Source organism: Paraburkholderia sediminicola, from assembly GCF_046026675.1.
Classification (GTDB): Bacteria; Pseudomonadota; Gammaproteobacteria; order Burkholderiales; family Burkholderiaceae; genus Paraburkholderia; species Paraburkholderia sediminicola_F.
This window is the reverse complement of the sequence record NZ_JAQQEY010000002.1, coordinates 3500573-3520729: the sequence shown is the minus strand read 5'-3', so window position 1 is coordinate 3520729 and position 20157 is coordinate 3500573. Positions and strand designations below refer to the sequence as shown.

At 63.3% G+C, this 20157-nt stretch carries 19 protein-coding genes; 6 read left to right on the top strand and 13 right to left on the bottom strand.

The window, feature by feature from the left end:
* Nucleotides 1-12: 12 nt before the first annotated feature.
* The 3 genes from PQQ86_RS35485 to PQQ86_RS35475 are packed head-to-tail and all read left to right on the top strand — an operon-like array spanning nt 13 to nt 2690.
* Nucleotides 13-330: a hypothetical protein gene (locus PQQ86_RS35485; RefSeq protein WP_408277981.1), complete on the top strand. Its 318-nt coding sequence runs from the start codon at nt 13-15 to the stop codon at nt 328-330.
* Between the two features lie 17 nt (nt 331-347).
* The gene (locus PQQ86_RS35480; RefSeq protein WP_408277979.1) at nt 348-1541 is read left to right on the top strand and encodes a M20 aminoacylase family protein; all 1194 of its coding nucleotides are present in this window, start codon (nt 348-350) and stop codon (nt 1539-1541) included.
* Nucleotides 1542-1583: 42 nt separating this feature from the next.
* A complete protein-coding gene (locus PQQ86_RS35475) occupies nt 1584-2690 on the top strand; it encodes a M14 family metallopeptidase (RefSeq protein WP_408277976.1) in 1107 nt (368 codons plus the stop codon).
* Nucleotides 2691-2751: 61 nt separating this feature from the next.
* Here the strand turns inward: PQQ86_RS35475 and PQQ86_RS35470 are convergent, their stop codons facing one another.
* A complete protein-coding gene (locus tag PQQ86_RS35470; protein WP_408277973.1) occupies nt 2752-2955 on the bottom strand; it encodes a hypothetical protein in 204 nt (67 codons plus the stop codon).
* Nucleotides 2956-3040: 85 nt separating this feature from the next.
* Between PQQ86_RS35470 and PQQ86_RS35465 the strand changes: the two genes are divergently transcribed.
* The gene (locus tag PQQ86_RS35465; RefSeq protein ID WP_408277970.1) at nt 3041-3955 is read left to right on the top strand and encodes a VOC family protein; all 915 of its coding nucleotides are present in this window, start codon (nt 3041-3043) and stop codon (nt 3953-3955) included.
* 255 nt (nt 3956-4210) lie between these two features.
* Here PQQ86_RS35465 and PQQ86_RS35460 read toward each other — a convergent pair whose 3' ends face one another.
* The 12 genes from PQQ86_RS35460 to PQQ86_RS35405 form a co-directional block, all read right to left on the bottom strand.
* Complete coding sequence (locus tag PQQ86_RS35460) at nt 4211-5248, bottom strand: XdhC family protein (protein ID WP_408277967.1); 1038 nt, start codon at nt 5246-5248, stop codon at nt 4211-4213.
* Between the two features lie 51 nt (nt 5249-5299).
* Entirely contained in the window at nt 5300-6658 is a 1359-nt protein-coding gene (locus tag PQQ86_RS35455; protein WP_408277964.1) for an MFS transporter, read from the bottom strand.
* Between the two features lie 59 nt (nt 6659-6717).
* Nucleotides 6718-8379: a UbiD family decarboxylase gene (locus PQQ86_RS35450; RefSeq protein WP_408277961.1), complete on the bottom strand. Its 1662-nt coding sequence runs from the start codon at nt 8377-8379 to the stop codon at nt 6718-6720.
* A gap of 53 nt (nt 8380-8432) precedes the next feature.
* Nucleotides 8433-9026 carry a UbiX family flavin prenyltransferase gene (locus tag PQQ86_RS35445; protein ID WP_408277958.1) on the bottom strand — a complete coding sequence of 198 codons (594 nt, stop codon included), beginning with the start codon at nt 9024-9026 and terminating at the stop codon, nt 8433-8435.
* Nucleotides 9013-10680: a UbiD family decarboxylase gene (locus PQQ86_RS35440; protein WP_408277956.1), complete on the bottom strand. Its 1668-nt coding sequence runs from the start codon at nt 10678-10680 to the stop codon at nt 9013-9015. The genes PQQ86_RS35445 and PQQ86_RS35440 overlap by 14 nt, the downstream gene beginning before the upstream one ends.
* A 150-nt stretch (nt 10681-10830) precedes the next feature.
* Nucleotides 10831-11559 (bottom strand): enoyl-CoA hydratase/isomerase family protein, encoded by a 729-nt coding sequence (locus PQQ86_RS35435; RefSeq protein WP_408277953.1) that lies wholly within the window; start codon nt 11557-11559, stop codon nt 10831-10833.
* A 65-nt stretch (nt 11560-11624) separates the two neighbouring features.
* Nucleotides 11625-13991, bottom strand: a complete 2367-nt coding sequence (locus PQQ86_RS35430; protein WP_408277951.1) for a xanthine dehydrogenase family protein molybdopterin-binding subunit — start codon at nt 13989-13991, stop codon at nt 11625-11627.
* Nucleotides 13992-13995: 4 nt separating this feature from the next.
* Nucleotides 13996-14508 carry a (2Fe-2S)-binding protein gene (locus tag PQQ86_RS35425; protein ID WP_408277948.1) on the bottom strand — a complete coding sequence of 171 codons (513 nt, stop codon included), beginning with the start codon at nt 14506-14508 and terminating at the stop codon, nt 13996-13998.
* Nucleotides 14509-14527: 19 nt separating this feature from the next.
* A complete protein-coding gene (locus PQQ86_RS35420) occupies nt 14528-15409 on the bottom strand; it encodes an FAD binding domain-containing protein (RefSeq protein ID WP_408277945.1) in 882 nt (293 codons plus the stop codon).
* 30 nt (nt 15410-15439) lie between these two features.
* Nucleotides 15440-16126, bottom strand: a complete 687-nt coding sequence (locus tag PQQ86_RS35415) for an SRPBCC family protein (RefSeq protein ID WP_408277942.1) — start codon at nt 16124-16126, stop codon at nt 15440-15442.
* Between the two features lie 113 nt (nt 16127-16239).
* Complete coding sequence (locus PQQ86_RS35410; protein WP_408277939.1) at nt 16240-17034, bottom strand: alpha/beta fold hydrolase; 795 nt, start codon at nt 17032-17034, stop codon at nt 16240-16242.
* 164 nt (nt 17035-17198) lie between these two features.
* Nucleotides 17199-17600: a carboxymuconolactone decarboxylase family protein gene (locus PQQ86_RS35405; protein ID WP_408277936.1), complete on the bottom strand. Its 402-nt coding sequence runs from the start codon at nt 17598-17600 to the stop codon at nt 17199-17201.
* Between the two features lie 138 nt (nt 17601-17738).
* Here PQQ86_RS35405 and PQQ86_RS35400 point away from each other — a divergent pair, with 138 nt between their 5' ends.
* On the top strand, nt 17739-18422 hold the full coding sequence (locus tag PQQ86_RS35400) for a GntR family transcriptional regulator (RefSeq protein WP_408277934.1): 684 nt from the start codon (nt 17739-17741) through the stop codon (nt 18420-18422).
* Between the two features lie 417 nt (nt 18423-18839).
* Nucleotides 18840-20138 carry an MFS transporter gene (locus PQQ86_RS35395; RefSeq protein ID WP_408277931.1) on the top strand — a complete coding sequence of 433 codons (1299 nt, stop codon included), beginning with the start codon at nt 18840-18842 and terminating at the stop codon, nt 20136-20138.
* Nucleotides 20139-20157: the final 19 nt, after the last annotated feature.

Sequence of the window (20157 nt, the reverse complement as noted above, 5' to 3'; positions counted from 1 at the left end):
AAGGAGACAGAAATGGATGTATCCGTTCAACGAGGCGAATCTGCTGTGTCGTCTCTCGCCACCGCAGACGCGAAGCCGTTCGACGCGCGGGTGATTGTCGTTGCCACGATCGGCAATGCGCTCGAGTGGTTTGACTTCACCGTCTTCTCTTTTTTCGCGGCGATCGTCGCGAAGCAGTTTTTCCCGAGCGACAATGCCACCGCCTCGCTGCTGGCGGCGTGGACAACCTTCGGAGTGGGCTTTCTGACAAGGCCGCTCGGTGGGATCATTCTCGGCGACTATGCCGACCGTCATGGGCGCAAATCCGCACTGGTGGTGACCCACTTCTAGAGAAAGAAGGAACCCTTATGAAAATCATTCCCGAGATTACCCAGGCTCAAGCCGAGATCCAGGCGATTCGTCGCGACATTCACGCGCACCCGGAACTCTGCTACGAAGAGAACCGCACCGCGGACGTCGTCGCGCAGAAGCTTGCCTCGTGGGGAATTGAAGTCACACGCGGACTCGGCAAGACGGGCGTCGTCGGCGTGCTGCGCAACGGCTCCAGCCGCAAGGCGATCGGCTTGCGTGCCGACATGGATGCACTTCCGATCCAGGAGCTCAACACGTTTGCGCATGCGTCCCAGCATACCGGCAAGATGCATGCGTGCGGCCACGACGGCCATACCGCGATGCTGCTCGGCGCGGCACAGTATCTTTCACAGCATCGGAATTTCGATGGCACGGTCGTGTTCATCTTTCAACCCGCCGAGGAGGGCGGTGGTGGCGCAAAGGCAATGATCCAGGACGGACTGTTCGAACGCTTTCCGGTGGATGCTGTGTTTGCGCTACATAACTGGCCGGGTATGGCTGCCGGCGAGTTCGGCGCGCGTGTCGGCGCGACGCAGGCGTCGAGCAACGAATTCCGTATTCGGGTGAAGGGCGTTGGCGCACACGCGGCCATTCCGCACAACGGCATCGATCCGGTATTCACCGCGATGCAGATCGGCACAGGCCTGCAGAGCATCATGACACGCAACAAACGTCCGATCGACGCGGCGGTCCTGTCCATCACCCAGATCAACGCGGGCGAAGCCGTCAACGTGATTCCCGATACGGCGACGCTTGCCGGTACGGTGCGCACGTTCTCGGTGGACGTGCTGGACCTGATCGAAAGCCGCATGAAGCAGCTCGCCGAAGCGACGGCGCTCGCCTATGGCTGCAGTGTCGAGTTTTCGTTCAGACGCAACTATCCGCCGACCGTCAATACGGAGAAGGAAACGCATTTCGCATTGGGTGTGATGCAGGACATCGTGGGCAAGGACCACGTGGAGACGAACATCGATCCAACCATGGGCGCCGAAGACTTTTCATTCATGCTGCTCGAGAAGCCGGGTTGCTACGCGTACATCGGCAACGGTCACGGCGAGCACCGGGACCACGGTCATGGTCTTGGCCCCTGCATGCTGCACAACACGAGCTATGACTTCAACGACGACGTGCTGTCGCTAGGTTCGACCTACTGGGTGCGCCTCACTGAATCGTTTCTGACGCCTGCGTAAGAATTCGGCCGCTCGCAGGCACTTGTCTCACGAGGAGTTCCCATGAACGAATCACAGTATTTTCAGACGTCTTATGCGAACGCCCGTGAGCGATATCGGCGGGCCGCCGCGGCAATTCAGGCACGCGTCGAAACGCACGTGATACCAGGTCAAGGTCTCGAAGGCGAAGACCTCTCGACCGATGTCGTGCGGCTCGGCCCTGCGACGGCGCGGCGACTGCTCGTGCTGACGTCCGGCACACACGGGGTAGAGGGCTTCTGCGGCTCGGCGGCGCAGATCGCGCTGTTGCATGACCGGCCGCTGCAGGCCTTGCTCGACAAGCTGAAGGTCGCGATCCTGGTGATTCACGCGATCAATCCATATGGCTTCTCGCATTTAAGCCGCACGAACGAGGACAACGTCGATCTGAACCGCAACAGCATCGATTTCTCGCTACCGCTACCGGTCAATCCGGCCTATGACGATCTGCACGCATTGCTGGTGCCTCCGAGTTGGCCGCCGTCGGACGAAAATGCGGCGGCCATTGCGGACTACATCTCACAACGGGGTGAACAGGCGTATCAGCGGGCTCTGACCATCGGACAATATCAGCATACCGACGGCATGTTCTTCGGCGGCCATCGTTCTGTCTGGAGCTCGCGGCTATTGCAGATGTTGTTCGAACAGCATGGCGCGGCGTGCGACAGCATTGGCTGGATCGATTTTCATACCGGACTGGGTCCGTACGGGCACGGCGAGAAAATCTGTGTGGGGCAGGTCGGTGACGATGAGCTGCAGCGCGCTCGCGGGTGGTGGGGTGCCGACGTGACGAGTCCGCTCGACGGTACGTCGGTCGCGGCCAATGTAGCGGGACCGGTGCTCGACACGCTGCGCCGCACCTGCACGCACGCCGACACCACGGCGATCGCGATCGAATACGGCACGATTCCACTCGTCGACATGTTGCACATGCTGCGTGCCGATGTTTGGCTGCGCCAGCATCCACAGGCGAAGCAGGAACACGTCAGCGCGATCCATCGTGCTATTCGCGAAGCTTTCTACTGCGATGACGATGTTTGGCGGGGGATGATTCTGGGGCAGGCGCGCGCGGCGATTCTGGAAGCTGTCCTGGGGCTGTCGCGCGAGTTGGTGGGCGGCGCGTCAATGTAGGGGCAATAAAGACCAAGGGCCGCGAAAGCGGCTCCTGGTCCGTCAATCGTGGAGAGATGGATCAGTCCATCCTAAGTTCGCCGTGCGTTCTGATCTGTTCCTTGGTCATGGGGCGGCCGGCGATCGTATAGTCGCGATCAAGAGAAAGGGTGATCTTGCCGAAGCGGTGGTCGACGCTGAGCATAACGCGCTGTGCCTGGGTTCGTTCTATTGGCGGACTCATGTTCATCGGCTCGGTGGCTGTGCTGGGCGCGGCGCCGTACATCTTCGTTCTCGACGATATCAAACGCATCGAATTGCCCGGGGCAGGCGCTGCGGGAAGGACGTCGTGAGGGCCGCTCGAGTGGTGTATGTTTGATCTACCGCGTCAATCTTTCGAGGGCAAACAGATGGGGCTTTCCAACTACGCACGTGAAGACATCGGCAATCTTGTGCTGCTCGAACACGTCAATCTCACGATCCCGGACCAGCGTCTCGCGACCGCGTTTTATGTCAGTGCACTTGGTCTGACGCGCGATCCTTTTCTTATGACGGGCGTGACCAACATGTGGATCAACGTCGGCCGCTCGCAGATTCACTTGCCGCACGGCGACCCACAGCGTCTTCGCGGGCATGTTGGGCTGATCGTGGGCAGGCGCGCGCCGCTGATCGAGCGGCTACGCGCCGTCGCGCCCGTGCTGGCGCAGACCCGATTCGGATGGACCGAGCGGGACGACCGCGTGGAAGTGATCTGTCCATGGGGGAATCGTTACGACTGCCTCGATCCTGATGCGTGCACGGCGAGCGACCCGTGGGCGGGGATTGACCTTGGCATCGGGTATGTGCAACTCGATGTGCCCGTCGGCTGTGCGATGTCGATTGCTGGGTTCTATCGGGAGATATTCGATGCGTCTGTTGACGTACGTGAGCGCAACGGTTCGCTACAAGCCGTGATCGCGGTCGGTAGGCATCAACAACTCGTCTACGCGGAAACCCTCTCGGCAAGCCAGGAATACGATGGGCATCACATTCAGATCTATGTGTCCGATTTTTCCGGACCTTACGAGCGGCTCGCCGGGCGCGGGTTGAGTTATGGGGAGGAGACTCACCAATATCGCTTCGCCGAGCTCGTCGATCCTGTGAGTGGCACACATTGCTTCACGCTTGAGCACGAAGTACGTAGTTTGCGACATCCGCTGTACGCGAGGCCCTTGGTGAACCGGAACCCGGATCTAACAAACCGCAATTACAGAATGGGCGGCGAAGGGTTTGGCGGGGTGTTCTGATTGGTAGGTTGAACCTGACTGAGAGAAGCGAGTACCGTAGTTGTGTCGTTGATTTGCATAAGCCAGATCGGGAGGTCCCCGATGTGAAGGGCCTGAGCGCACCAATGTGAATCACTCACATTCCACGTTGAACCAAGCGTCGTTGATCCTTACCAAACCTGACTGGGTGAAGCTTGTCGGTGTGACATGGCGTGGTTCGGCTTTGTCACGTTGCCATGGTGGTGACGCTGCGCGGTGAGCCGCATCTGAGGTGAATCAATGACGCTTCACTACGGCGCAGCTCGACTGTCCATTCACCGCGATATCCAGCATAGTTTTTGCCTCTTCGATCCGAAATTCGCCCGGCAATACCACACCGTTCTTGACCGCCGTAACTTCGGCGAGTATTGACACCGCGATTTCCGGCGGCGTACGGCTGCCGATATAAATACCAACTGGCCCGCGCAAGCGGATGAGTTCATCTTTGTTCAGATCGAAATACGTCTCGAGCCGCTCGCGTCTTGCGGCATTGTTCCTGCGCGAGCCCAGCGCGCCAACGTAAAATGCGGGCGTTCTGATCGCCTCCATTAACGCGAGGTCGTCGAGCTTCGGATCGTGTGTCAGCGCAATTACCGCGCAGCGCTCGTCGAGCTTCATGTCGAGTACGGTGTCGTCCGGCATCGTACGTACGAGCGTCGTGCCTGGTACGTGCCAGGCGTCGGTGTATTCCTCCCGCGGATCGCAGACGGTCACTTGATAGTCGAGCCCGAGTGCGATCTGGCAAAGATAGTTCGAGAGCTGACCGGCACCGATCACGAGCATCCGGTAACGCGGACCGTGAATGGTCAGCAGCCGGTGCCCGTCGAAATCGGTGCCGTCGGCCGAGTGCGCCGGTACGAGTCTTACCGCGCCGCTCTCCATGTCGAGCGAGCGCGCAACGAGCTCGCCGGAAACGACCCGGTGGCACAAATCGTCGATGCCGCTCGCGCGCGTCAGAGGTTCGAGCACCAGCTCGATCGTGCCGCCGCACGGCAATCCGAAGCGATGCGCCTCATCGGCGGAGATGCCGTACTTGATGGCTTCCGGAAGCGTTTGCTGAATGCCGAGCCGGCGCACGCGGTCGATCAGATCGTCCTCGATGCAACCGCCGGATACCGAGCCGACCACCGAGCCGTCCTCGCAGATCGCCAGCATGGCCCCTTCGGGCCGCGGCGACGAACCCCACGTCCTGACTACGGTGACGAGCAGCACGCGATGGCCGCTCTCAATCCAGCGAACGCTCGCCTTCAGCACTTCGAGATTGACGCTATCCATAAAAATATCGAGTGGTTGCCTGACCGTAACCTGGACCTCGGAAGAAACCCGTCAGTGTCGCGACAGCGCTGAGCGCAAGGACATTTCTTGCGCTGCTTCTGGCGTGATGGTTCTGTTGAGCATCAAGCAGGCGACACCGGCCGCCAGCATCGGCAACGCACCGAGAAGAAAGATCGTTCCGATCGGCGTTCCGATGGCGATCAGGACACCGGCGAGCAGCGGCCCGACGATGGCGCCGATGCGCGCTACCGCGAAAGAGGCGCCGGTCGCGGTCGAACGGATGAAGGTCGGATAGATCATGCTCGAAATCGCATTGAGGCCGATATTCCCACCGAGGACCAGCAGACCCGAGACCAGCGCCATCGCCATGGTGAGACCGGCGCCCGTACCGACCGCCAACCCGATGGCCGCCACCGGAATGGCGCCGAGGATCATCGTCAGCGTCATCACCCGTACACCCTTCCTGTCGATCATCCAGCCGAAGAACCAGCTGAACCCGGCACCAAGCTGGAACAGGGCCTGGCTGCGGGCCGCATTGGCGAAGCCGATTTCGTCGGTCAGCAGCGTCGTCATCCACTGCGACAGGAAGAAGTGAGTGACGAAGGAAAAGCCAAGCGCCAGCCACAGGAAGGCGGTCATGGCCGAACGGCCCTCGGTGAAGAGGTGCCTCACCGGCACACCCGTGCGCACTTGCTCCTGAATGGTGAAGCGCGTGTCGTCCGCGAATTGCGCGCTGGGCTTCAGCTTGCGGGCATACGCCAGGATGCGCTCGCTGGTGGGATTGCGCAGGCTCAGGTAGCGGATGGATTCAGGCAGGCCGGCGAACAGAATGACGACCGCCACCACGGCGCCGGCGCCACCGAGATAGAAAACCGAGCGCCAGCCATAGGCCGGAATCATCTCCGCCGCGAGAAGACCGCCGCCGGACGAGCCGGCGGTGTAGCCGAGATAGAGGAGGGTAATGATCAACCCCCGCTTACCCGAGCGGGCATAGTCCGTGATCAGCGAGACCGCCATCGGCATGCCGCCGCCGATGCCGAGCGCGGCGCAAAAGCGCAGGATCGACAGTTCGACCAGATTGTGGGCGAAGGGCACGGCGAAAGTGAAGCCGCCGAACAGCGCGGTAGCCAGCAGGATGGCGCGCCGCCGGCCAATACGGTCGGCCAGCATGGCGAAGACGACCGAACCCGCCATCCAGCCGACGATGCTGACGTTGAACACGGGCGTCATCAGGGCCCGCTTGATGCCCCATTCCTTGATGATGCCGGGGGCGGCGTAATTCAAAGCCTGATTGTCGAAGCCGTCCGCCAGCATGACGAGGGCGCATAGAACGAAGAGGGTCACGGTGAACCAGCTGCGCTCCTGCGTCTCGACAACTTCGGCGATATCGACAGTATTGTTTTGAGTCATGGCGGTCTCCGGATCCCTCTGCTCCAACGGCTGCTTACTTTCGGCTGGCGCGTTGGTGCTCATTCGCTGTGGCCGCCCGAGGCTTCGCGTACCGGTGTTTCCGGCTTCACGCCGCCGCGCCGGTTGGCCCACGTGCGCTCGCCCGTCTCGCGCCAGCCGCCGGAGGTCGCCGCTTCTGCATACTCATCCCAGCGCTTGTCCCAGTCGCCCAGGTGATAGCCATGCCATGGCGGCTGCGGCGTGAGGCGGGGGAGTTCCAGCTCTTCCCAGATCTTGCGTGCCGCGGTCATGTATTCCTCCTTCGGCAGGGCCAGCGGCGGCATGGCGTGCTTCAGCGTCGCGTCGATCAGCAGCGTGCTTTCGAGCGGCGCGCGACCGGACTTGGGGCCGTGGCCGCTGGCTCGATAGGGCGTCACGTGCAGGTCATGTGTGAAGTCGGCCCGATAGGCCAACGACCAGAAGATCGCATCGGCATTTTCCGGGTTGATATCCTCGGAGACCGCGATGACCAGCTTGCCGCATTGCGCCTGGAGCGTCGCGGCCCCTTGCAGGCCACGCCAGACCTCCGCCTGCTGCGTGCCGCGCGCAAACTGGAGGAAGATCACCTTGCGCAGGTTGGTCAGCGGCTCATGCATCACCACCCGCTCGATGCCGCGCACGCCCATCACCTTGCGCAGATGCTCGAGGAACAAGGGCTCGTAGGCCACTTTCTTCAGCACGGAGCTTTCGCTGGGCGTTACCTGGCTGATGATCGAGACGAAGACGGGCTTCTTCTTCATCGTGATCGCGGTGACGTGCATGGACATGTTGTAGTCTTCGAGCGCGACGTGGCCGTGGCTTTCGCCGAACGGGCCTTCAGGCTCCAGCGCATCGGTGTCGATCAGGCCTTCGATCACGATTTCGGCATCGGCGGGAACGACGAGATCGATGGTTTTGCAGCGCACCACTTCGACCGGCGCGCGCATCAGGCCGCCGGCAACGGCCATCTCGTCCTGGTCGATCTGGAGCTTCTGCGGCCCGGTGAACAGCACGGCGGGCGCGCAGCCTAGCACGATGGCACACGGCATCTGCTGGCCCCTGGCCCGATATTTCTCCCAATGGAGATAACCACCGGCTCCCGACAGGCGGCTCGCCATGCGCACACCCAACCGGTTCTCCGACTTCAGCGCGGCACGGTAGGTGCCCATGTTCTGGACGCCGCTCTCGGGATCTTTGGTCACGCAGAGCGTCGCGGTCAGATAGGGCGCCGCGTCGAATCCGGGCGTGGAAACCGGCACCGGCAGGCGCGACAAGCCTTTTTCCTTGAGCGCATCGCCACTGATCACCACTTCCTGGCAGGGCGCCTGCGCCACCATGACGGGTGGAACCGGCTCGGCGATTGCCTCCGTCCAGGCGCGGCCGATCTGCCCGACCGGCAGGCCGAGGCCAGTGGCGTAGATCTCCGGCGAGGCGGCAAGTCCGCCGATCAGCACCGGGATGTCATAAGTCTGGCCGTCGCTGCCGACCACGTTGGTGAACAGGAAAGCGCGGCGCTGATCTTCGTGCAGCCCGCCCTGGAATTGCCAGCGCGCCAGCGGGTGCAGCTCCGTATCCTTGTTGATCGGCCGGTCGATGCGGGTCAGCAGACCCTTGGCCTCCAGCCGGGCGATATGTTCCTGCAGGTTGCGCGGGGCACCGTCGGCAGTTGCCGTTCGCGAAAGATCGTGAGGCGATGATGACATTCTGTCTCCTTAATATGAGACCCAGTGGGTGGTGAAAGCGGGTGGCGCGGGGGTTACGACTCCCGCTGCTGGTCTTTCCAGCGCTTGACCACACCGGTTTCGATGTCGAACAGATCGAGCATGCGGCCTATCGTGTGATCGACGATGTCGGCGATCGTTTGCGGCTTCGAATAGAACGCCGGGACGATCGGCGCGATGATCGCGCCCATGTCGGAGAGCTGTACGAGCGTGCGCAGATGTCCGCCGTGCAGCGGCGTCTCGCGCACGCCGAGCACGAGGCGCCGGCGCTCCTTCAACACGACGTCGGCTGCGCGGCTGATCAGCGAGCTCGTGATGCCCGTGGCGATCTCGCTCATCGAGCGCACCGAGCACGGCACGATCAGCATGCCCTTTGTCTTGAACGAGCCCGAGGAAATGGCCGCGCCGATGTCCGCGGGCGAATACCATTTCGACGCGCGCGCGCGCAGATCGGCCGCGCGGATGTCGGTTTCGTAGGTCATCGTCAGCTCGGCGGCCTTGCTGATCACGAGATGCGTCTCGATGCCCGCCTCGGCGAGGAGTTCGAGTGCGCGAATCCCGTAGATCACGCCGGACGCGCCGGTGATGCCAACGATGATCCGTTCCGGCGTGCCGCTACTCGTCGCCATGATCGCCCTCGATGCCGCGCACCGGCGAATTCGGTTCGACGCCGCTCTTGCGGCGCGCCTGGTAGGACGCGTCGCGCTGCATCCATTCGCCGCGCGTCGCTTGCTCGGCGTTGCGGTCCCATTCCTCGGTCCAGTCGCCGAGCGAGTAGCCGTACCACGGCGACTCCGGCTTCAGCTTCGGCAGGCCGAGGCGTTCCCACAACACCTTGGCGTTCTCCATGTATTCCTTTTTGGGCAGCGCCAGCGGCGGCATGGGCGTCTTCATGGTCGCGTCGATCAGCATGGCCGAATCGAGGCCGGTGGCGTGGTCCGAGCGCGGACCGTGGCCCGGCTCCCGGTACGGAATCAGCTTCACGTCCTCGACCGGATTGCAGCGATAGCCCATTGCCCAGAACACGGCGTCGGCGTTGTTCGGATCGATGTCGTCGTCGATGGCAATCACGAATTTGCCGATCGCAGCCTGCAGCGACATCGTGCCGTACAGCGCGCGCCAGACTTCGGTGCGCTTCGCGCCGCGCTCGAACTGCAGGAACACGAAGCGGCGCAAGTTCGTGAGCGGCTCGTGCAGCGACACCTTGCGGATGCCACGAATGCCGAGATGATCGCGCAGGTGGCGCAGGAACATCGGTTCGTAGGCGAGGCGTTTGATGACGCTCGATTCGGACGGCGTGACCTGCGAGATGATCGAGGTCAGCACAGCGTCCTTGCGGCGCGTGATCGCCGTGACTTCGATGACGAGGTTGTAGTCTTCGAGCGCGACGTAACCGTGGCTTTCGCCGAACGGACCTTCCGGTTCGAGATATTGCGGATCGACGTAACCCTCGACGACGACTTCCGCCTCGGCCGGCACCAGCAGATCGACGGTACGACCCTTGACGACGCGGATCGGCGCACCGACGAGGCCGCCGGCGACACTCAGTTCGTCGACGTTCGGGCGCAGCTTCTGCGGGCCCTGAAACGCCACGACGGGCGGCGCGCCGAGCACGATGGCGACCGGCATCTTCTCGCCCTTCGCCGCGTACTTGCGCCAGTGGTCGAGACCGCCCGCGCGCAGGTTCACGAGCATCATCATGCCGAGACGCGTTGCCGATTTCAGGTGGCCGCGATAGGTGCCCATGTTCTGCACGCCGGTCTCCGGATCGCGTGAGATCACACCGGTCATGGTCATGTACGGCGCGGCGTCGAAGCCCGGCGTCGAAATGGGAAGCGGTAGCGATTCGAGGCCGTTGCCCGGACCTTCGAGGTCCTTACCTTCGATCACGATGTCATGCACGGGACCGCTTTCAACGACGACGGGTGGCACCGGATTGTCGATCGCGTGGTTCCAGGCGTCGCCGATGTCGTCGAGCGTCGGCACGTTCATGCCGATCCGGTAGATCTCCGGATTCGCGGCGATGCCGCCGACGATGACCGGAATGTCGTACTTGCGCCCCTTGCTGTCGACGATATTCGTGAAGAGGAACGCCTTGCGATCGGATTCGGGAATGCCGCCACGAAACTGCCAGCGCACGAGCGGGTGCATTTCGGTGTCTTTATTGACCGGCTCGTCGATCCGGTACAGCAATCCTGCTGCGTCGAGGCGCGCGATGTGTTCGTGCAGATCCGCGTAACCCGGGTTCGCGGCAGACGTGGAAGTGGTGTCTTGTTCAGCCATGGCTAGAAGTCCCGTGAAGCGCCGCGTTGCGCGGCGCCCTTATTGCTTGAAGTGTTGCCCGGCGCGGGCAGGGTATTGCGTGTTCGATCTGTTCCGTAGGCGCCGCGCGAATGTGGTGCGACAGCGCCTCACTGACGATGCCGTTGTGTCTTAACGGCGCATCGACGTCATGGCGTTCGCGAGCGACGCACCCGCCACTTCACTCGCGAGTGAGAAGTCGGGAATCGTGATCTCGCGGAAGTACGTCTTTAGCGTCGCGATGGCGATCCGGTCGCGCGTGCAGATCGAGGCGATCATCGCGTCCGCGCGCTCGCTCAGGCTCGCAGCCGGCACGACTTCGGCGACGATGCCCCACTCGCGCGCATTCGCGGCGTCGATGGTCTCCGTCAGGTAGACCATGTGCGCGGACGCCTTCGGCGGCACCTTGTGGCGCAGCACGGACAACACGAGCGTCGGCGGCAGGTTTTTCTGCAACTCGGGGAGGCTGAAGCGTGCGCTGTCCGAGGCGACGGCCATGTCGCACGCGGTGACGAGCGCACAGCCAAAACCTTCCGCATCGCCTTGCACTTCGGCGAGGAGCGGCACTTCACTTTCGTGCATCGCGCGGTAGACGTCGAGAATCGGATCGGCCACGTTGCGACGGAACTGCGCGGGCGTCGGCGGCGTGGCCGGCGGCGCGCCAACTGCGCGGCCGCGGCAGAACGCGGGACCGGACGCGCGGATGCGGATGATTTTCACGGCGCTGTCGCGGCCGGCCTTGCGGATCTCGGCGGCGAGCGCGCGCATTGCGTCGAGCGTCAGCGTGTTGCCCTGGTCCGGCTGGTCAAGGGTGATCCGGTATTCGGAATCGTGGAGCGCTGCGGTGAATTCGGTCGTCATGGAGAAAAGGTCCAAACAATGAAAACAGGGGATGGGCGCCCACGACGAGCGAGCGCCCGCGCAGGTCAGCGCGCGTAGGCGCCGGCCTCCTTGAGTTTCTGGAACACACGCTGCGGTACGAGCGGTGCTTCGGTGAATTCGACGCCGTATTCCGAGAGCGCGTCCTCGATCGCCCCAACGATTGCCGCCGCGGCCGGAATCGTGCCGCCTTCGCCCGCGCCCTTGACGCCGAGCGGGTTCAGCGGCGACGGCGTTTCGAGGTGCACGATGTCGATGTTCGGCACGTCGGTCGCCATTGGCAGCAGGTATTCGCCGAAGTTCGTCGTGGTCGGCTGCGCGTTCTCGTCGTACTGCATCCATTCGAGCGTCGCGTTGCCAATGCCGTGCGCGACCGAGCCGATGATCTGGCCGTCGACGATCATCGGATTGATGAGCTTGCCCGAGTCGTGCGCCATCACATAGTTGAGGATCGTGATGTGACCGGTCTCGCGATCGACTTCGAGTTCGACGACGGCAGTGCCGTTGCAGTACGTCGACTGCGCGGGCGAGAAGTATTTCGTCTCCTCGAGGCCGGCGGTGAGGCCCTTCGGCATTGTGAAGCCCGGCATGCCCTGCGAGATCTTCGCGAGCTCGCCGTAGCTCATGCGCTGTTCGATGCCCGAGCGGCGCGCCACGTGACCCTCGACGAGCAGGAGCTCGTTTGGTTCGCACTTCCACAGGTGGGCGGCGAGCGTGAGCATCTTCTCGCCCACGGCCTGGGCGGCGATGTAGACGGAGTTGCCGGCATTGACCGTCACGCGGCTCGCGAACGTGCCGACGCCCATCGAGATGCCGCCCGTATCGCCGGTAACGACGTCGATCGTTTCGAGGGGCACGTTCAGCTGCTCGGCGCAGATCTGCGCGAAGGTCGTCTTGTGGCCCTGGCCTTGCGGCGATGCGCCGGTGATCACGACGATGCGGCCGTTCGCCTGCACGCGCACCGTCGCGCCCTCGAACGGGCCCATGCCGGTGCCTTCGACGAAGCTCGCCATGCCGATGCCGACGAAGCGGCCCTGGCGGCGCGCGTCGGCCTTGCGTGCGGCGAAGCTCGCGTAGTTCGCGCGCTCCAGTGCCGCTTTCTGGCAGGCCGGATAGTCGCCACTGTCGTAGCGCAGCGGGCTGCCGTCGCGATAGATGAAGCCCGCGTCGTACGGCATCTGCTCCGGCTGGATCAGATTGCGCCAGCGCAGCTCCGCGCGGTCCATGCCGAGGGCGCGCGCGGCCTTGTCGAGAATCCGCTCCATGGCGAACACCGCCTGCGGACGGCCTGCGCCGCGCACCGGCGAGGTTGCGCACTTGTTCGTGTAGACGACGTCGAGCTTTGCGCCCATCGCGGGGATCACGTAGGGCCCAGGCGTCGTCGTGATCGAGATGTACGGCGTGATGATGCCCCATGGCAGGAACGCGCCGTTGTCGTGCAGCATCTCGAGCTTTACGCCGCGGATCTTGCCGTCGTTTCCGAGCGCCATCCGCACGGTCCACCACTGGTCGCGCTCCTGCGTGACCGCTAGGAAGTGCTCGCGGCGGTCCTCGATCCATTTGATCGGACGCTTGAGCGCGACCGCCGCGATCGAGACTAGCGCCTCTTCCGGATAGAACGGCAGCTTCGGACCGAAGCCGCCGCCGACGTCGTTCATCAGCACGCGCAGCTTCTCGGCATCCCACTCGAGCAGTTCGACGAGGTTCTTCTTCTCGTGGTGCGGTGCCTGACCCGACGACCAGACGGTCAACTCGCCGTTGGTCGGGTGATATTCGGCGAGATAGCCGCGCGTCTCCATCGGATGCGCGGAACCGCGGTTCTGCCAGTACGTTTCCTCGACGACGTGCGGCGCATCGTTGAAGGCTGCGTCGATGTCACCGAAACCCATTTCGATATGCGCGACGACGTTGTCTTTCGCGTCGGTGTGGCAAAGCGGTGACCCGGGACGCAGTCCATTGCGACAGTCGGCGACGGCGGGCAGTGTGTCGTACTCGACCTCGATCAGACCGCACGCGTCTTCCGCGATATAGCGGTTGTCCGCGACGACGAACGCCACCGCTTCGCCCGCGAACGTGACCTCCGTCGAGGCGAGCAGTTCCTGGGTGCGCTCGAAGCGGATCGCCGGGTTTGGCAACATCGACGGCGCGCGGCCGCGTGCGCGACCGTTCAGGTCCGCGTGCGTGTAGACGGCGTGCACGCCCTTGAGTTCGCGGGCGGCCGTGCAGTCGATCGAGACGATCTTCGCGTGCGCGTGCGGACTGCGCAGCACCGCGGCCTGCAGCATGTTCGGAAGATGCACGTCGTCCACGTAGGAGCCCTGGCCTTGCAGCAGCTTCTTGTCCTCGGTGCGCATGACGCGCTTGCCGATGTAGCGCTGGTCGGTGGGGGCACCCTTCAGGTCGGAAATTTCCATCGTGTTACTCCGTAGCGTGTGCCACCGGTGCGGCGGCACGCTGTTCGCGGATGCGTTGCGCGGCGAGCAGGGCAGCGGCCACGATCGGCTGGTAGCCCGTGCAGCGGCACAGATTGCCCGTGATCGCTTCGCGGATCTCGGCTTCGGTCGGCGAATCTGTTTCGTTGAGCAATTCGGTCAACGTCATCAGCATGCCGGGCGTACAGAACCCGCATTGCAGCGCGTGCGTTTCGGTAAAGGCCTGTTGCAGCGCGTTGAGCGTGCCATCTGGATGGGTGAGCCCTTCGACGGTCGTCAGCGAGCGTCCGTTCACCTGGGCGGCAAGCGTCAGGCAGGCGCGCGCGGTGCGGCCTTCGATCAGCACGGTGCAGGCACCGCATACGCCGTGCTCGCAACCGTAGTGCGTGCCGGTGAGATTGAGGTCGTGACGCAGGAAGTCACCGAGCATGCGGCGCGGTTCGACCTCGTGCTCATAAGCGGTGCCGTTGACGACGACTCTGACGTTACGAGTCTCCATGTGCATCTCCTTTGTCACGCTACGATTGTGTTGCGACGCGCGAGAACGCTGTCTTCAGCGCTCTTTCGGTCAGGACGCCGGCGAGATGCTGGCGGTAGTCGGTACTCACGTGTGCGTCGGTCATCACGTCGAGCGCGCGCGCGGCGTCGCTCGCGATGCGCAGCGCGCTTTCATCCATCGGGCGGCCGCGCAGGGCGGTCTCGACCTCGTGCATCCGCACCGGGCCGGGAGCGACGCCGCAGATCGTCAGCGAAACGCGGTCGAGGCGCCCCTGCGCATCGGCGGTGCAGAGCGCCGCGACGCCGACGATGGCGTAATCGCCATGGCGCCGCGCGAACTCTTCGAATGCGTAGCCATGGCCTTCGGGCCAGATGTCGAGCGAGATGGCGGCGAGCAGGTCGCCTTCTTCAAGCGCGGGCGTCATGTACATCAGCGCCCAGTCGGACATCGGTAGCTCGCGGGTCGCGACTGCGCCGTCTTCGTAGCGCGCGATCGTCAGTACGCCGTCGAGCGCGGCGGTGAAGCACGGCTGCTCCGACGACGGATCCAACTGGCACAGGCTGCCGCCGAGCGTGCCGCGGTTGCGGATCTGCTTGTGGCTCACGAGCTGGTACGCCTCGCGGATCAGCGGCGCGCGATTCGTGACGAGCGGCGACAGTTCGATGTCGCGCTGCCGCGCCATTGCGCCGATGTGAAGGCGGCCATTGCGCTCCTCGATGCGGGTCAGTGCCTCGACGCCGTTCAGGTCGATCAGATGACTCGTCATCAGATATCGGAAGTTCATCATCGGCATCAGCGACTGGCCGCCGGCGAGCACTCGCGCATCCTCGAGCGTGCCGAGCAGCTGCGCGGCTTCGTCGACGGTGGTCGGCGCGTGATACTGGAATTCACTGGGTTTCATGTGTGCTCCGATAGTGCGGCGGTGGCTTCCTCAGTGATGCTGCTTGATCCCGAAGAGCCGCGCGAAGAAATTCCGGATCGACTGCCACATCGCTTTGCGCATGAGTGCGCCGGCGTCGAGAGGCACGACCGGTGCCGCTGCGGGCGACGGGCGGCGCGCTTCGGTGGCCGGCCTGGGCGCATCCGGCTCACCGGCCGTGTTCGTCGCACCCGGCTCGCTGGCGGTGGCCGGAGCGGCTTGGGCGGAGTGCGCCGCGTCCGCTTCGATGAGTGCGGCCAGATTCTTTGCGAACTGGTTCAGCAGTTGCTGTGAGAGCGCCTCGATCATCCCGGCCCCGCGTCCGTACTGCGCGACCGTGCCCGACAGGTTCACGTCCGAGACCACGTCGACCTTGGTCTTGCCGCCGCCCGCGTCGGTGACGACCGCGTTGATCTGCGCGTCGGCGCCGCCACGGCCTTTCGTGTCGGTGCCGCTTGCGGACACCACGACCGTGCGGTTGGCGTCGTCCTGTTCAGCTATCTTGAACTTGCCCGCGAACTTCAGCGTGAGCGGGCCGAGCTTGACCGTGAAGCCGCCCTTATAGCTGCCGTCGGGCTGCTGTTCCTTGAGTTCCGCGCCCGGAAAACACGGTGCGGACCGTTCGATGTCGATCATGGTCTTCCAGACGTCCGAGGGCGGTGCTTCGACGGTGAAAGATGAACGGATTGTTATTGCCATACTGCCTCCTAGGGGCGATCGGCCCGTGCGGGCGCCGCTCCACTTATTTAGTCGCTACTGAGCCGCGCGGCGCGTGAAACTGTCGCAAAGCGCGGGCGGGCTCGCGTTTCATTTCATTGAGCGAGAGTCGACAGAAAATCGTCGAATACCGTTGCGAACACTTCGCGCATGTCGAACGCTCCAAAGTGCGCCGCGCCCGGAATCACGACGAAACGGCCGTTCGGCAGTGCGTCGGCGATCTTCTGCGACAGCGCTGGCGGAATGCTCGCATCGGCATCGCCCGCGACGACCAGCGCTGGCGGCGGAACACGCGGCAGTTCGCTGAGATTGTCGAGCTGCGAGATCGCCTGCCAGTTCGCGCTCCAGCTGTACCAGTCGTCGGCGGCGAGACGCTCGCGACACTTCTGGACGAGGTCGGGACGCGGCGTGTCTGCGGCGAACCAGCGAGTGATCGTGTCGTCGATTACTTCGGACATCGAGCCTTGCCGGCTCATGTCGCCGCGCGCGAGAATGCGCGGGCGCACTTCGTCGGGAAATCCGCCGGCCGTTCCGCAGAGAATCAGCGCGCCAACAAGCTCGGGGAACTGGATCGCAACACGTTGCGCAATCATGCCGCCCATCGATACGCCTATCAGGGTGGCGCCGGTAAGGCATTCCTGGCGCAGCACGGCGGCGACGTCGGTCGCATGATCGGCGAGCGTGATGGGGCCGGTAACGACGCTGGAGTCCCCGTGGCCGCGGATATCGATCGCAACGACCTCATACGATGCAGCCCAGTGTTCGACGTATTCGTCCCACCAGCTTCGGTCGACGCCGATCGGGTGAAGCAGAACGAGCGGCCGGCCCGCCCCGCGACGGGAGTAGGCGATGCGGCCAGCAGGGATTTCGCAGAAAGTTGAATGAGACATGACCTGTACGGGTAATGCGCGGGGTGCGACAGGCGCTTTGCGCGATCGGTTACCGGGTCGGCAACCCACTGCGCGAAACGCCTGCGACCCACTGGACCACCAGGCATGCGCGCCTGGGATGAGATAACGAATCGCGGGGCGCCTTCACGAACCGCAAGCCGCCTTCAGGCAGCAGCAGCTTTCGCTTTCAGGTCGAGCACGACAGCCTTCGCGCGACGCAGCCCTTCAGCCGCAACGGGGATGCCTGCATAGACGCCGGCCTGCAGCACCACCTCGGCAATTTCCTCTTCCGTCACACCATTGTTCACCGCGCCGCGCGTATGAACTTCGAACTCGTGCCAGCGGCCGAGCGACGCCAGCATCGCGAGGTTCAGCATGCTGCGCGTCGCGCGCGTGAGGCCCGCACGGTTCCACACGTTGCCCCAGCAGACGTCTTCCGTGTACTCGAGGAACACGGTGTCGAAAAGATGGGGACTGGCGTTGCTCTGCGTGTGGCTCGCGCCCAGCACTTCCTTGCGGATCTTTGCGCCGATGGCACGGCGTTCCGATAGCGTGATGTCTTCCATGAGTATCCTTCGCGTTTATCTAGCAGTTGTAGGATTGTATAATGAGAGGCAGTATCGGAGCTTCGCCGCTGAATGTCAATATGATTGTATTACGGACTTTGACGTGGCTCCCATCAACTCAAACGGCAAAGGGATGGAATGAATACCAACAGACTGGTAGTGCGGCCGGTGGCAACGCTGCGCCAGCAGGTGATTGACGGTTTGCGCTCATGTATTAGTGACTTGACCTTCAAGCCGGGCGACCGGTTGATCGAGCGCGAGCTGTGCGAAATGCTTGGCGTGAGCCGCACACTCGTTCGTGAGGCGCTGAGTCAACTGGTGGCCGAGGGGCTTGTGCAGATCATTCCCCATAAAGGTCCGATCGTCTCCGTGATGACAGGAGATGAGGCGAGAGGTCTCTATGAAGTGCGCGCGGTGCTTGAGGCGCTGGCGGGGCGCCAGTTCACTGAGCGGGCGACGGACGACCAGCGTGTCGCGCTGAAGCAGGCGTTGAACGAGCTGGCGTCGATGCGGGACATGCAAGGCCAGGAGGGCACCATGCTTTTCCTGAAACAGAAGGCGCGCTTCTATGACGTGATGCTCGAGGGCGCCGGCAACCCAGTACTTACGGAGATGCTGCGGCTCGTCCATACGCGAGTGATGATGCTGCGCGCGACGACGCTCTCGCAGGAAGGGCGCCTCCCGCAAAGCTATGACGAGATCGCGACGATCGTCGACGCAATAATGCGCAACGACGCCGACGCGGCCGCAGCGGCGTGCAAGCGCCATGTCGAGCAAGCTGAAAGGCTTGCGGTCCAGGTGCTCGCCGTAGCGGCTACTTAAGTCAACGAAACGCTGCGTCGGCCGCCTTCTTCCGTAGCCGATACGTCATGCAGAGGTGGGAATCTTCACCTCGCGGCGTGTCGGTCTGCGGAGCGATCCGATGAACGCCACGGAGCGCGAGGCGCTCTTTTTTTACCTTCTCATTCGCGTCGTCATCGCTTCCCCAGCGTGTTTTCTGGCGCGGATCCAGCCTGATTGCGGGCTGCGGAAATCGTCTGTCTCTTCTGATCCTCCCCTTACGACGTCCTGCGGTGGGCTTTACTCGTTGACGAGGGTCTGCCATACCGTAATACAATAATCTGTATTGCAATCTAATTGCATTACGCTATACTGCGCCAAATGATGAGATCGGGCGCCATGACCCGATTCGCGCAAGTCGCTCGCCTTAACGCAGCGAAAGATCAGGAGACGGCAACAATGGGCACAACGCAGGGCGCCAAGGCGGCGGCGGTGGCTTCGGCCGAGCCGCAGGGATTCAGGTTGTCGCGCTATCAGTGGCTGGCGCTGATTTCGGCGTTCCTCGGCTGGATGTTCGACTCGATGGACCTGAATCTCTTCACGCTCGTGCTCGTGCCGAGCGTCGGCCAACTGCTGCACAGCGTCGACGCGACCGAAATCAGCAAGATCGGCAGCTACATCATTGCGGGCAAGCTGCTCACGTGGGGCATTGGCGGCGTGTTGTTCGGTGTGGCCGCCGACCGGTTCGGTCGCTCGCGCGTTATGGGCTGGACCATCCTCATCTACGCGGCCTTCACGCTGCTGAGCGCATTTTCGCGGACCTGGACCGAGCTTGCTATCGCGCAGGCGATGGCCGGTTTCGGCATCGGCGGTGAATGGGCGGCAGGGGCCGCGCTCGTCGCCGAATCGTGGCCTGGCCGGCAGCGCGCCCGCGCCATGCAGATCATGCAGATGGCCTTCGCGTTTGGCTTTCTCGCAGCGGCGCTCGACAACCTGCTGCTGGGCCGCTTCGGCTGGCGCGTCGTACTCGGCGTGGGCGCCGCGCCCGCGCTCGTCACGATTCTCGTGCGCCGCTTCGTGCCTGAGCCACAACGCTGGGTGCAAGTGCGCGGCAGCGTCATAGCCGAATCGGCGCTGCAAACTTTCACCGCCATCTTCGCGCCGGGACTGCGCCGCAAGACGATCATCGGCGTAATCGTCTCGTCGGCTGCCATGCTTGGCTGCTGGGGCGGTCTCACGTTCCTGCCGAGCTGGATTCATCAGCTGTCGGTTGCAACCGTCGATCATGGTGACATCAGCAGGACGGTCAGCTACGCGTTCATTCTCATGATGATCGGCGCGACGCTCGGCTACCTCACGCTGATCTGGATGCTCGACGCACTCGGCCGCCGGATGTCGTACTTCATCTTTTCGGCAGGCTCGCTCGTGGTGTCGCTAGTGCTGTTCATGACGGTCCATGACATCGGCCGGGTGTTGTGGCTGATGCCGGTGTACGGTTACTTCGTCATTGGCGCGTTCGGCACGTTTGCCGCTTATTTGCCCGAGCTCTTCCCGACCCGCGTGCGTGCGACAGGGCAGGGTTTCTGCTGGAACATGGCCCGTGCGCTGACAAGTATTGGTCCGATCGCCGGCAATGCGGTGGTCGCGAAGTTTGGTTCGTTTCCAGCAGCATCGGCGGCGGTGTCGCTGCTCTTTATCGTTGGCATGGTGTCGATCTGGTTCGGTCCCGAGACAAAGGGCATTCCGCTCGACAACTGAGGATCACTGAAGAAAACTG

Bases quoted from the DNA above. Each gene is read 5' to 3' on its own strand.
- PQQ86_RS35485 (WP_408277981.1), top strand. From the start codon at position 13: ATGGATGTATCCGTTCAACGAGGCGAATCTGCTGTGTCGTCTCTCGCC.
- PQQ86_RS35480 (WP_408277979.1), top strand. From the start codon at position 348: ATGAAAATCATTCCCGAGATTACCCAGGCTCAAGCCGAGATCCAGGCG.
- PQQ86_RS35475 (WP_408277976.1), top strand. From the start codon at position 1,584: ATGAACGAATCACAGTATTTTCAGACGTCTTATGCGAACGCCCGTGAG.
- PQQ86_RS35470 (WP_408277973.1), bottom strand. From the start codon at position 2,955: ATGTACGGCGCCGCGCCCAGCACAGCCACCGAGCCGATGAACATGAGT.
- PQQ86_RS35465 (WP_408277970.1), top strand. From the start codon at position 3,041: ATGTTTGATCTACCGCGTCAATCTTTCGAGGGCAAACAGATGGGGCTT.
- PQQ86_RS35460 (WP_408277967.1), bottom strand. From the start codon at position 5,248: ATGGATAGCGTCAATCTCGAAGTGCTGAAGGCGAGCGTTCGCTGGATT.
- PQQ86_RS35455 (WP_408277964.1), bottom strand. From the start codon at position 6,658: ATGACTCAAAACAATACTGTCGATATCGCCGAAGTTGTCGAGACGCAG.
- PQQ86_RS35450 (WP_408277961.1), bottom strand. From the start codon at position 8,379: ATGTCATCATCGCCTCACGATCTTTCGCGAACGGCAACTGCCGACGGT.
- PQQ86_RS35445 (WP_408277958.1), bottom strand. From the start codon at position 9,026: ATGGCGACGAGTAGCGGCACGCCGGAACGGATCATCGTTGGCATCACC.
- PQQ86_RS35440 (WP_408277956.1), bottom strand. From the start codon at position 10,680: ATGGCTGAACAAGACACCACTTCCACGTCTGCCGCGAACCCGGGTTAC.
- PQQ86_RS35435 (WP_408277953.1), bottom strand. From the start codon at position 11,559: ATGACGACCGAATTCACCGCAGCGCTCCACGATTCCGAATACCGGATC.
- PQQ86_RS35430 (WP_408277951.1), bottom strand. From the start codon at position 13,991: ATGGAAATTTCCGACCTGAAGGGTGCCCCCACCGACCAGCGCTACATC.
- PQQ86_RS35425 (WP_408277948.1), bottom strand. From the start codon at position 14,508: ATGGAGACTCGTAACGTCAGAGTCGTCGTCAACGGCACCGCTTATGAG.
- PQQ86_RS35420 (WP_408277945.1), bottom strand. From the start codon at position 15,409: ATGAAACCCAGTGAATTCCAGTATCACGCGCCGACCACCGTCGACGAA.
- PQQ86_RS35415 (WP_408277942.1), bottom strand. From the start codon at position 16,126: ATGGCAATAACAATCCGTTCATCTTTCACCGTCGAAGCACCGCCCTCG.
- PQQ86_RS35410 (WP_408277939.1), bottom strand. From the start codon at position 17,034: ATGTCTCATTCAACTTTCTGCGAAATCCCTGCTGGCCGCATCGCCTAC.
- PQQ86_RS35405 (WP_408277936.1), bottom strand. From the start codon at position 17,600: ATGGAAGACATCACGCTATCGGAACGCCGTGCCATCGGCGCAAAGATC.
- PQQ86_RS35400 (WP_408277934.1), top strand. From the start codon at position 17,739: ATGAATACCAACAGACTGGTAGTGCGGCCGGTGGCAACGCTGCGCCAG.
- PQQ86_RS35395 (WP_408277931.1), top strand. From the start codon at position 18,840: ATGGGCACAACGCAGGGCGCCAAGGCGGCGGCGGTGGCTTCGGCCGAG.